The 13,283-nt window shown below is 50.1% G+C and carries 7 protein-coding genes; all 7 read left to right on the forward strand.

From position 1 onward, the window contains the following. Positions 1-95: 95 nt before the first annotated feature. The 7 genes from HB364_RS16170 (at position 96) to HB364_RS16200 (ending at position 13,222) form a co-directional block, all read left to right on the forward strand. Entirely contained in the window at positions 96-2,654 is a 2,559-nt protein-coding gene (locus HB364_RS16170; protein ID WP_167289255.1) for a glycoside hydrolase family 95 protein, read from the forward strand. A 21-nt stretch (positions 2,655-2,675) separates the two neighbouring features. Next, a complete protein-coding gene (locus tag HB364_RS16175) occupies positions 2,676-4,823 on the forward strand; it encodes a glycoside hydrolase family 31 protein (RefSeq protein ID WP_167289256.1) in 2,148 nt (715 codons plus the stop codon). 106 nt (positions 4,824-4,929) lie between these two features. Next, a complete protein-coding gene (locus tag HB364_RS16180; protein WP_317170707.1) occupies positions 4,930-6,075 on the forward strand; it encodes an alginate lyase family protein in 1,146 nt (381 codons plus the stop codon). A 42-nt stretch (positions 6,076-6,117) separates the two neighbouring features. Further along, the gene (locus HB364_RS16185; RefSeq protein ID WP_167289258.1) at positions 6,118-8,001 is read left to right on the forward strand and encodes an alpha-L-fucosidase; all 1,884 of its coding nucleotides are present in this window, start codon (positions 6,118-6,120) and stop codon (positions 7,999-8,001) included. Between the two features lie 9 nt (positions 8,002-8,010). After that, a complete protein-coding gene (locus HB364_RS16190; RefSeq protein ID WP_167289259.1) occupies positions 8,011-9,186 on the forward strand; it encodes a glycoside hydrolase family 88 protein in 1,176 nt (391 codons plus the stop codon). Positions 9,187-9,636: 450 nt separating this feature from the next. Then, complete coding sequence (locus HB364_RS16195; protein WP_167289260.1) at positions 9,637-11,952, forward strand: hypothetical protein; 2,316 nt, start codon at positions 9,637-9,639, stop codon at positions 11,950-11,952. Positions 11,953-12,112: 160 nt separating this feature from the next. Then, a complete protein-coding gene (locus HB364_RS16200) occupies positions 12,113-13,222 on the forward strand; it encodes a hypothetical protein (protein WP_167289261.1) in 1,110 nt (369 codons plus the stop codon). Positions 13,223-13,283: the final 61 nt, after the last annotated feature.

The following is a 13,283-nucleotide window of genomic DNA, read 5'->3' on the forward strand; positions in this document are numbered from 1 at the left end:
GTGGGTCGCTTCTACACTCGCTCGCCTCCGGCGAGTGAGGCTATTTACAAGCCTCCGGCTTGTTCGAAAAAGTAAACCAATAAATACAAATACCATTGAAACGTATTGCTTTTCTCGTTGCTGTATGCTTTGCCGGCTTTGTAGTAAGTGGGCAAAATGATCCCAATCTCCGGTTATGGTACAATAAACCCGCCAAAGCCTGGGAAGAAGCGCTGCCGCTGGGCAACGGAAAAACCGGCGCCATGGTCTTTGGTAAAGTAAAATCGGAACGTTACCAGTTGAATGACAATACGCTTTGGAGCGGCTTCCCCGATCCGGGCAACAATCCCAACGGGCCCACCGTATTGCCACAGGTACGCCAGGCTGTATTTGAGGGTGACTATACCAAAGCTGCTGACCTGTGGAAAAAAATGCAGGGGCCATACTCCGCCCGTTATCTTCCGCTCGGCGACCTGCTGCTGCATTTCCCCGCTACCGATACCATCGGCACGCAATACTATCGTGACCTTGACCTGAACAATGCTACTGCTACCGTACGCTATACTACCGGTGGCGTACAGTACCAGCGGCAGGCATTCACCAGCTTTCCCGATAAAGTAATGATGATAAGGCTTACCGCCAATAAAAGCGCTTCGGTCAGCTTTACGGCTGCCCTCACCAGTAAGTTGCGCTACAGTGTGAAGGCCACTGCCAATAACCAGTTAATCCTGACAGGCAAGGCGCCGAAGTTTGTAGCCAATCGCGAATCGGAACCACAGCAGGTCGTATATGATGAAGACGCGAAAGGAGAGGGGATGAACTTTGAGATTCATCTCTATATTAAAACAGAAGGTGGTACCGTAAAACAAGCAGGTGATCAACTCACCGTAACCGGCGCCAATGCAGTGACCATCTACCTTACTGAAGCGACCAGCTTTAATGGCTTTAATAGATCGCCCGGCAAGGAAGGAAAAAATCCTGCTATAGAAGCCGGCGCTAACCTTAAGAAAGTGCTTGCTTTCTCCTGGGACCAGTTGAAGCAACGCCATATTACCGATTACCAGTCGCTGTTTAACCGGGTAAAACTCAACCTGGGCGCCAATGCCGAAGCGGTAAAATTGCCTACAGATGAAAGGCTGCGCCGTTATGCCGGCACACAAAATGATAACCCGTTACAAACGCTCTATTACCAGTTTGGCCGCTACCTGCTCATTGCCAGTTCACGTCCCGGTTCCAGGCCGGCCAACCTGCAAGGCATCTGGAATGATCATATCCAGCCACCCTGGGGCAGCAATTACACCACCAACATCAATACAGAAATGAATTACTGGCTGGCGGAGAATACCAACCTTTCCGAATGCCACCAGCCTTTGTTCGACTTCATGAAAGAGCTGGCCGTGAATGGAGCGGTCACCGCCAAAGTAAATTACAACATCCCGGAAGGATGGGTAACACACCATAACTCCGACCTGTGGGCCAAAACCTCCCCACCCGGTGGTTACGAGTGGGACCCGCGGGGCATGCCACGCTGGAGTTGCTGGCCGATGGCCGGCGTATGGTTCAGCACCCACCTGTGGGAGCATTATCTCTTTACCGGTGATAAAAAATGGCTGCAATCAACGGCGTATCCCCTGATGAAGGGTGCTACGCAGTTCATGCTGCACTGGCTAATCAAAGACAGCACGACACCGTACTTAGTCACCAATCCTTCTACTTCACCAGAGAATACCATCAAGCTGAAAGGAAAGGAATACCAGGTAGCATTGGCCAGTACCATGGATATGTCCTTACTGCGGGAGTTGTTTAAGGCCGTGATCAACACCAGTACTTTACTGAATACAGATGCCGCCTTCCGGGTCCAGGTACAGCAGGCGCTTGATAAGCTCTATCCTTACCATATTGGTCAGTACGGACAATTGCAGGAATGGTATGGCGATTGGGATGATCCGAAAGACAAGCACCGTCACCTCTCTCATTTATTTGGTTTGTATCCTGGCAGCCAGATCACCGTACAGCAAACGCCTGAACTGGCGGCGGCGGCCAAACAATCACTGATCCACCGCGGTGATGTAAGTACCGGCTGGTCTATGGCCTGGAAGATCAACTGGTGGGCCAGGTTGCAGGATGGTGACCATGCCTATAAAATACTAAGTGATGCCTTTACCTATATTGATCCCACACAGGCCCGCGAAACCATGGGTGGCGGCGGCACGTATCCCAATCTCTTCGATGCGCATCCGCCTTTCCAGATTGATGGCAACTTCGGTGCTACAGCAGGCATCACAGAAATGTTGCTGCAAAGCCATGCAGGTTACCTGAGTTTCCTGCCGGCATTACCCGGCGTCTGGAGTGAGGGCAGCATCAAAGGCATTAAGGCTAGAGGCAACTTTACGGTAGCCATTCAATGGGCGGCGGGAAAGCTGGTGAAAGCAACCATCCTTTCAGGGGCGGGCGGCATTTGCCGTATCAAAACTACCACACCGGTTAAAATAGTGGAAGTAAAAGCCAATCCGGCGCAAGGCGGCAATGCCAATCCGTTGAATATTGCATATGGAAAACTGGTATACGAAAAGAACGCGCAGGCCCCCCTGCAATCCATCAATAAGGAAGGCGAATATGTAATAGAATTCCCCACCGTGAAGGGGAAGACATATACGGTAGTGAATAGTCAATAACATCAAACTATAAACATTCCAATGAGGCATTTCAAACATATAGGTGTTCTCTTGCTCCTGGTGAGCATTTCCATCAGCGTAATAGCTCAATCTCCCACCTGGACGGAAGTCGCGCCCGGTGTATGGAAAGCCACCATTGGCAAGCCCGAAGCTTTTGACTTGCTCAAGGCAGCAGGCAGTATACCCAATAAAGAAGCACTGGGGGCTATTACCAAAGCCGGTTTCCCTTTCTCCAAAGCCGATATTGCCGCCCGTACACAGGATGGTAAAACCTCCCTGCGTTTCCCTTTACAGAAAGAAGAGCAGGTATATGGCTTTGGCCTCAACTTCCAAACGGTACACCAGCGTGGCAAGATATTGCAATTGCATGTAGACCACTTTGGCGGCAAAGACAATGGCCGTAACCATGCACCTACGCCCTTTTATGTATCCTCACTGGGCTATGGCGTATTCATCAATGCTGCCCGTTACATCACTGTATATGCAGGTGCCGGCGTGCGGAAGGACAGCAAAAATCCACCGGTGGCTAAAGACCGCAATACCGATAAATCATGGGCTGCCCGTCCTTATTCCGATGCGGTAGAAATACTCGTGCCGGCGGGAGGGGTGGAAGTATATGTGTTTGCCGGACCTACACCATTGGATGCGGTGCGCCGTTTCAACCTGTTCAGTGGTGGTGGCTGCCTGCCTCCGCGCTGGGGACTGGGTTTTACCCAACGGGTGCAGCGTTTGTACAATGCCGGTGATGTGAAAAAAGAGGCCAATGACTTTGAGCAAAAAGGTTATCCGCTGGATTACATCGGACTGGAGCCCGGATGGCAAAGCAAATCCTATCCCTGCACTTTTGAGTGGGACAAAACACGTTTCCCGCAACCACAGCAGTTTGTAAAAGAGATGCTGGATAAAGGCATCCGCCTGAACCTCTGGCTCAATCCTTACGTATCGCCGGAGGCATCTATCTATAAACCTATTTTGCCTTATACAGGTTCCCATACCGTATGGGTAGGCGCTGTACCTGATTTCACCATGCCACAGGCCCGTAAGTTGTTTTTCGATCAGTTAAAGAAAGACCAGGTAAGTATTGGGATAAGTGGTTATAAAATTGATGAAGTGGATGGTTATGATCATTACCTCTGGCCCGATGTGGCTACCTTCCCTTCGGGTAACAGTGCCGAACAGTTGAGGCAAACCTATGGAGTGCTGGCGCAACGTTATAGTACAGACTTATACCGCCAGCAGAATTCCAGGACCTTTGGCCTGGTGCGCGCCTCCAATGGCGGCGCCGCTTCCTTTCCCTATGTGATCTACAATGATTACTACAACCATGAAGATTTTATCACGGCGCTCATCAACAGCGGTTTTGCCGGTGTATTGTGGACGCCGGAAGTGCGCGCCTCCAAAACAGGCGAAGAATGGCTGCGCCGTTTTCAAACGGTGATCTTTTCGCCCATGGCCATGATCAATGCCTGGAGCAGCGGCACCAAACCCTGGAGTTATCCCGAAGTGGCGGAGCAGGTAAAGCAACTGGCCCTGCTGCGCATGCAGATGATGCCTTACTGGTACACAGAATTTGCGCGGTATCATTACGAGGGTATTCCGCCTTTCCGTGCCATGAACCTCGAAGCAGGCTTCCGGCAGGAAGTAAAAAAAGAAGCCGTCAATGAGAACCTGGAGCAGAACCCTTATGCAGAGGCAGCTTCCAAAGAGATCAAAGATCAATACATGGCCGGTGAATACTTACTGGTAGCGCCTTTATTCACGGGACAAACCACCCGCAAAGTGATCCTGCCCAAAGGCAAATGGTACGATTTCTATACCGGCGCCTATGCCGGTGATGGGGAAATCATCACCGTAACGCCGGGCCTGGATAAAATACCGGTGTACGTAAAGGATGGTGGTATCATACCCATGATGCCGGCCATGCTGCATGCACCCAAGGCCGGTGAGCAGGTAGACCTGGAGGTCCGCTACTATGGCGAAAAGCCGGGCCTGTATAAATTGTATGATGATGATGGGGAGACCTTCAACTATGAAAAAGGAGCTTATAGCTGGCGTACCATCACCGTGTCGAAAGATGCCAATGGACAGTTGAAAGGCAATATCAGTGCACCGGTAACCGGAAAGCCGAATACCATAGGAAAAGTGACCTTTACCATGATGACGAAATAACTTGAAAATGCTACAGCTTAAATCATCTGAACTTTTTCTCCGCAGAGTCTCCCGTAGGGGACTCTGCGGATTCATTCCCAGTAGTGTCTCCCGAAGGGGACGCTGCGTGTGGCTGTTACTAATATGGACAGGCGCTCTACAAGCACAGGCGCAGGCTGATTACACCAAAGCCATCACACAAACGCTGCGTAAGCAGGTATTGAAAGATGCCGCCTGGGCCATGCAGCAGGAGCCGGTAACGGTTACTGCCAGCACTTCTCCCCGCAGCGCCGGAGGTAAGCATGACTTCTATTCCGAAGGCGATTACTGGTGGCCCAACCCGCAATCGGCAGACAGTCCTTACATTCAGAAAGACGGGATGACGAATCCCGACAACTTTGTAGCACACCGCCTGGCCATGATCCGCTTCAGCCGCATCATGGGCGCCCTGGCTTCCGCGTATAAGATTACCGGCGATCAAAAATATATATTACAGGCATTGAAGCATTGCCGTGCCTGGTTTATAGATACGGCCACCCGGATGAACCCTAACCTCTTGTATGCGCAGGCGATCAAAGGCAGGGCAACAGGGCGCGGTATCGGCATCATTGATACCATTCACTTCATGGAAGTAGTACAGGCATTAATGGCCATGCAGCATGCCCGCAACATGGATAAACAGTCGCTGATGGCCATTAAGGATTGGTTTGCCCAATACCTCACCTGGCTTACCACGCATCAGTATGGTAAAGATGAAATGAATGCGGCCAACAATCATGGCACCTGCTGGGTAATGCAGGTAGCGGCCTTTGCGAAATTTACCGGCAACCAGGCCTTGCTCGACTTTTGCAGCGACCGTTATAAAACCGTGCTGCTGCCCAACCAACTGGCGGCGGATGGTTCTTTCCCGCAGGAGTTAAGAAGAACAAAACCTTATGGTTATTCTCTCTTTAACCTCGATGCCATGACAACGGTTTGCCGTATCCTCTCGACTAAAGAAAATAACCTCTGGGCTTTTCAAACGCCCGATGGCAGGTCAATAAAAAAGGGTATTGAATTCCTGTATCCTTATGTGGCTGATAAAAGCAAGTGGCCTTTTAAGCAGGACGTGATGTATTGGAACGACTGGCCGGTGGCCCCTCCTTGCCTCGTATTTGGCGCGGAAGCCTATGGCAACAAAACCTGGCTGGATACTTGGACAAAACTGGACCACGCACCGGTAGTAGAAGAAGTGATACGTAACCTGCCCGTGCGAAATCCGTTGATATGGTAAACAGCCCCGTAGGGGCTACCCGCTGTAAAAAAACAAACAACGATGACCATTGCCAAAAAAATATTCTACACCACCAGCATAGGCCTTTCCCTATGCCTCCACGCTTTCTCCCAAAGCGGTGATGAAGACAAGGAAATGTTCAACCGCTCCAAAGCGCGCGACCAGCAGGCCATTGATGCAGCCGTAAAAGGATGGTGGACCGAATCCATGAAAACCCATGAGCAACGCATCCAATGGTGGCGCGAAGCCAGGTTTGGCATGTTTGTGCACTGGGGTGTTTATTCATTGCCCGGCGGGGAATGGAAGGGGAAGAAAGTGGGTGGCTATGCCGAACACCTCATGCGCAAAGAGAAAATTCCCCGCCAGGAATACCTGGAGCTGGCGCATCAGTTCAACCCGGTTAACTTCAATGCAGAAGAATGGATATTGCAGGCCAAGCAGGCCGGCATGAAATACTTTATCATCACGGCCAAGCACCATGATGGTTTTGCCATGTATGATTCCAAAGTATCCGACTTTAACATCATAGCCCAAACGCCTTTTAAGCGTGATCCCATGGCCGAACTGGCAGCAGCCTGTAAAAAGCACGGTGTACGTTTTGGTTTCTATTATTCGCATGCTTTTGATTGGGAACATCCTGATGCACCGGGGAATGATTGGGAATACAACAATCCCGGAGGTGATAAACAACTGCATGGCGGCATCAACTGGTATGCAGTGCATCCGGAACTATTGCCGAAGGCGCAGAAATATGTGGCAGAGAAAGCCATCCCACAGATCAAAGAACTCATTGCAAAATACCACCCGGATATTCTGTGGTTCGATACACCCAGTAAATTGCCGCTTTCAGAGAACATCCACATATTGCAGGCCATCCGTGAAGTGGATGCAACTGTAGTGGTGAATGGCCGTTTGGCCAGGAACGCTGCGATCAGCTTCGGTGATTACAAGAATACGGCAGACCGACCGGCAGAGTTCTATCCGGTTACCGGCGACTGGGAAGCGATCCCTACCACCAATGAATCTTACGGCTACAGCAAATACGACAGCAGTCATAAACCGGTAGCCCACTTTATTCAACTCATGGCTAAAGCAGCTTCCCGTGGTGGTAACCTGCTCATGAATATTGGCCCTAAAGGGGATGGCACTTTTGATACCAGGGATGTAACCATATTACAGGGTATTGGCCGGTGGGTAGATAAGAACAGTGAAAGCATTGGTAGTGCCGGTGCTTCGGGATTGCCCTTACAGAACTGGGGCGTATCTACGTTGAAAGGCAATAAACTCTACCTCCATGTATTTGAATGGCCGAAGGATGGTAAGCTTTATGTAGGTGGTTTGCAAACAGCAGTAAATAAAGCATTCTTTTTAACAGATGCCTCAAAAAAAACATTGCCTGTTAAAAGCAATGGTAAAAATGAGCTGGTCATACAACTGCCTGCCAAAGCGCGGGACACTGCTAATACAGTCATCGTACTGGAACTGAAAGGCGCTATGAAAGCGGATACCGTGAGCTATATGGCGCCCAATATTCCACAGACGCGTTTACTGGCATTTGATGCCGCCCAAACAGGTAAAGGTTTGGGATATGGAGATGGAAAGACCGGCCGTTTCTATGTAGACGGATGGGTATCGAAAGAGCAGTGGCTGAGTTGGCATATCCGTACGGCCGCACCGGCGAAATACCAACTGGTGATCAAATACCTGGCAGGCGCAGATGCCGGTGGTACGTATGTTATTGATATAAACGGTGTGAAAAAAGAATATGCCGTGAGCAAGGCGAAGAATGACACGGAGGTAGTAACGCAGGCGTTGGGTGAGGTGAGCATACCCGCCGGTACACAGGCGGTGAACATTAAACCGGTTGCCATCACCGGAAAAGAATTAATGAAGCTGTTGGAAATACAATTGATTCAAATACCATAAATACAAACCATGCGATTAATTGGTAGTTTAGCAATAGGTGTTTTATTGAATGGAACTATACAGGCGCAGCAAGTGAAATTGCCAACTGTATGGGCCGATGCAGAAAAGCAAACACAGGTAATGTTGCAGGCTGTACCTGCAGCCAAAGGGGATAAGACCGATCTCGTATCACCCCGCACCATTGAGAATGGCAAGCTGAAGCTGGTAGCTTCCCGCGACTGGACCAGCGGTTTCTTTCCCGGTGTACTCTGGTTGCTGTATCAATATACTGGGAAGCAGGAATGGCTTATACAGGCCAAAGCCTATACGGCCAATATTGAAAGGGAGAAAACCAATGCAGGTACCCACGACATGGGCTTTAAGATCTTTTGCAGTTTTGGTACGGGTTACCGCCTCACCCATAATGCCACCTATAAAGACATCATCATCCAATCGGCCAAAACACTCTCCACGCGGTTTAATCCCACCATCGGTTGTATCCGTTCCTGGGACCATCACAAAGAGGTGTGGGGCTTCCCGGTGATCATTGACAACATGATGAACCTGGAACTCTTGTTTGAAGCCACCAGGTTCTCCGGTGATTCTTCTTTCTATAAGATCGCGGTATCACATGCCAATACAACCATGAAAAACCATTTCCGCCCGGATTATAGTTCTTACCACGTTATTGATTATGATACCGTAACCGGCGCTGTGGTGAAAAAAAATACACACCAGGGATACAGCCATGAGTCGGCCTGGTCAAGAGGGCAGGCCTGGGGACTGTATGGTTACACCATGTGTTACCGTTATACAAAGAATCCGGCGTACTTACGGCAGGCAGAGCATATTGCAGCTTTCATCCTCAACCATCCCCGCTTGCCGAAAGATGGGGTACCTTATTATGACTTTGATGGTCCGGATATTCCCAATGCGCCACGCGATGCTTCTGCAGCAGCCGTCATTGCTTCCGGATTGTATGAGTTGAGCAGCTATAGCAAAAACGCCAAACTGTATCGCAATGCTGCTGATAAGATCATGACCAGCCTTACCCAATCCTATCGTTCGCCTATTGGGGAAAACTATGGCTTCCTTCTCCTGCACAGTACCGGCTCCAAACCTGCTAACAGTGAAGTAGATGTGCCATTGAACTATGCAGATTACTATTACCTCGAAGCGTTGTTGCGGGGTAGGAAGAAGAAATAAGTTAAGCTGATTATTAAGCTATACAAAAGGGAATTGATAAGCATCAATTCCTTTTTTTTATTTTGGTACAACGAAAATATTTATCTATACGCGCAGCCGGAAATGATGCCCACCGTAAAATTACGGTAATGGTAACCTGAAAAATATGTGAATAAAAACTCATGATTTGGTAACATACCACGATAATAAAACGCTTTAGTTTGCAGAATCAATTAAATGGCGCGTGTAGTTGACGGGATTACAGGAACGGAAAAGGCATATACGGTTGCACAGTTATGGACGATTTCGACACGGTTATCGGTTTAAACGGCACACTTATGCATTTCTATCCGGTCGTATGTTGTAGAGCCTTAATTTGCACCTGATAATACCAACAGAACCTGATTTCCTTATCCTGCAGGAACTCGTTGTTAAACCCCTTTATTGTTGAACCCAAACCTGACTGCGAATATGGGCATCCCATATCCGTACATAACTCCTTATCTTTTTACCGTAGTGGCGGCTTTCCTCCTTGCTACGGCTTCTGTCAGTGCACAGACTGCTGCCGGTGATACCACTCAGCCAGTTAACAAAACTTCCCGTACACTCACCGATACCACCCTTAAAGCGGTAAAAACACTGGCAGGCTACCAGCAGGATAAACTACTGGATGGAGTTAAAGGAACTTATAAGTCCAAACGCTCCTTACTCAAAGGACTCTTGCCCGGCAAGCAATCACTGCTGCCCAAAGATTCCTTATCCCTTGATAGTAATCACCCCTTCAAAAACCTGCTGCATACAAAACCACTGTTAAGAATGACCGGTGGTTACATCAGCTACCAGTTCAACTACCGCTCGGCCATTGATACGCCTTATGTGGAAAAAGACATTGCCCAGCATAATATTACGGGTAACCTGTATTTTACTGTAGCGGGCCACCTGCCCCTGCGGGTGACCTGGTGGTCGCGGCAAAGCAATTCGCGGGTATTCCGGGATATCACCGATGTGCAGGCCTCCTTTGACGGGGCTGCCTTTCAGCAGCAGTTGCAGGCTTCGCTGCGCCAGCGCCTGCTGGCCCTGGCGCCTTCCTTACAGGACTCCCTCACCGAAAAGTTATACAACCTCAAGAAACTCCAACTGGGTGGCCTGAAAGACCAACTGCTGGGTTCTTTTTCGCCGCAAAGCCTGGTAGAGGCCAATGAGACCCTGCGGGTGCCGCGCATCACCTGGCAGCCCGGGGTGGCCGACAGTGTGAACAGCCGCCGGGAAGACTCCCTGAAAAAAGCGGCGACTCTTTTTCTCGACCTGTATGCCAAAACCAAAGGCGAAGTGGACCGGCTGGAAAAACAGGTAGACTCCCTTAAAAAGAAGTATGAACAGAACCAGCAGAAGGTGCGGCAGTTCAAACAACTGGTGACCGGCAAATGGGATGACCTGATCGCTTCGCGGAGCTGGAAGGACAAACTGCAGCAATACGGTATGAGTAATGTGGAAGTGCCGGCTAAATATCGCTGGCTGCTTGGCTTAAGACAGTTCAGTGTAGGCCGCAGTGTGACCAACTACAGTGAGCTCACCGTGAAAAATACCAGTGTCAATGGCCTGAACTTCGAATACAACTCCTGGTATTACCTGGCGGTAGCCGCCGGCGTGGTGGATTACCGCTACCGTGATTTTGTGGTCAATGGCGCCAATAAGAAACCCCAGTACCTCTACCTGGTCCGGGCCGGTATTGGCCGGCTGGAAAAGAACTACTTCATTCTCTCCGCTTTCCGGGGGGAGAAGCAACTATTCCCCTCCAACGGCGCGCGGCTCTCCTCCATCACCGTTACCGGCTTCAGTGCCGAAGCCAAAATGCAGGTGAACCGTACAACCCACCTCACAGCAGAAGTAGCCAAATCACTCGCCCCTGATTTTAGAAACAATCCTTCGCGGGGCAATACCAAGTTCAGTTTGTCTGATCACAGCAACCAGGCCTATGCGCTGAAGTTGTATTCCTATATTCCTGCTACCCGTACCCGGCTGGAAGGCTATTACAAACAGACCGGCGCCAATTTTCAATCCTTCAGCAGCTTCCAGACCAATGCTGCCCTGGAGAGCTGGAGTGTCAAAGCAGGGCAGGACTTCTTCAAACGCAAATTGCGGCTCTCTGCCGCAGTGCGCAAAAATGAGTTTACCAATCCCTTCCTGCCACAGGACTATAAAAGCAATACGGTGTTCAAAAGCCTGACGGCTACGTTTAAAATGCGCAAGTGGCCGGTCATTACGGTGGGTTATCAACCCATGAGCCAGCTCACGGCATTAGACAGCCAGGTGGTGGAGAACCGTTTCCAGGTACTCAATGCCAGCGCTTATCATATCTATAAGATCAATAACCTGCGCACGGCCTCTACCGTGGTACTCAACAAATTTTACAATACCAACAGTGATACCGGTTTTGTGTACTACAATGCCACCAATGTATTCTGGGCGCAGCAATTCTTTTTCAAGGCTTTTACGGCCCAGGTAGCGGTGTCCTGGACGCAGAATTCCGGTTACCGGCTGACGGTGCTGGATGAAGGCATTCAACTGAACCTGACCAAACTGGGCTCGGTGGGTTTTGGAGTCAAGATCAACAGCCTGAATGATCAGGTGATCAAAACAGGCGGTTATGTCAATGCCGGTGTGCGGGTGTATAAACAGGATGTGATCACGCTGAGCTATGAGCGGGGATACCTGCCGGGCTTTAACAAAGGGCTTATAAGAAATGAAATGGGCACCGTGCAGTTTGTAAAGAGTTTCGGGTTTTGAGTTTCGCGTTTCGTGTTGCTGCCGCCTGTTGAACTTCCTGGCAATATTCAACTGACTTCTGTGGCAACAACCTGCTGATCATTTATCAGGCAGTTACACAGAAGAACCCGAAACCCCAAACCCGGAACCCGAAATAGATTTGATGCATGAAACAAACAATATGAAAAAGATATTTCTATTCATTGTACTGTTATTCGTGGGATGGCACGCCCACGCACAGGTGGTGCTGAACCTGCAGTTGCCGCCGCTGGGCCTTACTATTAAGCCACAGCTCTGGAACCTGTCGCTGGTCAATACTTCAGCGCAGGACCTGTCCGTACGTGTTGAAATGGTGATGACCGATGTGTCCAACAACCAGCGGGTGTTAACGGGCACGTCTAAGCTTATTCTGCTGCCAAGAGGCGTAAAACAACTGCAGTTGAGTGATGTGATGCCCATTACTTACAATCCCGGCAGTCCGGGTTATGCGGTAGATCCTTCGCCCGAAGGTTTTCTACCCATTGGCCTGTTCAACATCTGCTATACCGTGATCCGGGTGCAGAGTGATGAGGTGGACAGGCTGGGGGAGGAGTGTGAGACCATTGAGGTAGAACCCATCAGTCCGCCCCAGCTCATGATGCCGTTGGATGAAGAGCAGGTGGATATCACCCGTCCTTTCTTTGCCTGGATACCACCTTCTCCTTTCAACACCCTCAACAGCCTGCTGTTCGATTGGGTGCTGGTGGAAGTACAGGCTACCCAAAGTCCGGCTGATGCCATCCAGCAGAATGTGCCGGTGCTCACCAGGCAAAATATCTCCTTTACCAACCTGCAATACCCGCTGTCTGCTCCTGAGCTGGACAGCAGCAAGCTATATGCCTGGCGCATCACGGCCAAAAATAACATGAGCCCCATTGCCAACAGTGAAGTATGGAGTTTCCGGGTACGTCGGTACGGGCTGGATACCATTGCGGCTACAGGCACCGGTTATTTTGCGAAGCTGTACCGGGAGGAAGGAGCGGCCTTTACGATCTGCACGGGTGTCTTACGTTTTGAATACCTCAATGAGCTGAACAGTGCTGCGGTCAACCTGCGGTTGTTCGATATCAGCACGGCCATGCGCAAACAGATCACGCTGGACAGTACAGACCAGTCCGTACGCCTGGGACAAAACTTTGTGCAGGTAGACCTGCGGGAAACCGGTGGGATGATTAATAAACACCTATACCTGCTGGAGGTGGAGAATGCAAGAGGGGAAAAGCGGTACCTGAAGTTTGAGTACAGGGAGTAAAGGAGGGTGGCGAGTGGTAAATAGCGAGTAGCGAGTGGGCAAAACAGTTAGCCAGTTACAC

The sequence above is a fragment of the Paraflavitalea devenefica genome (assembly GCF_011759375.1).
In the GTDB taxonomy this organism is placed as follows: domain Bacteria; phylum Bacteroidota; class Bacteroidia; order Chitinophagales; family Chitinophagaceae; genus Paraflavitalea; species Paraflavitalea devenefica.

What these genes read in the sequence shown, in the direction of transcription:
- HB364_RS16190 (WP_167289259.1), top strand. Translation starts at nt 8,011, where the DNA reads ATGCGATTAATTGGTAGTTTAGCAATAGGTGTTTTATTGAATGGAACT.
- HB364_RS16175 (WP_167289256.1), top strand. Translation starts at nt 2,676, where the DNA reads ATGAGGCATTTCAAACATATAGGTGTTCTCTTGCTCCTGGTGAGCATT.
- HB364_RS16200 (WP_167289261.1), top strand. Translation starts at nt 12,113, where the DNA reads ATGAAAAAGATATTTCTATTCATTGTACTGTTATTCGTGGGATGGCAC.
- HB364_RS16185 (WP_167289258.1), top strand. Translation starts at nt 6,118, where the DNA reads ATGACCATTGCCAAAAAAATATTCTACACCACCAGCATAGGCCTTTCC.
- HB364_RS16195 (WP_167289260.1), top strand. Translation starts at nt 9,637, where the DNA reads ATGGGCATCCCATATCCGTACATAACTCCTTATCTTTTTACCGTAGTG.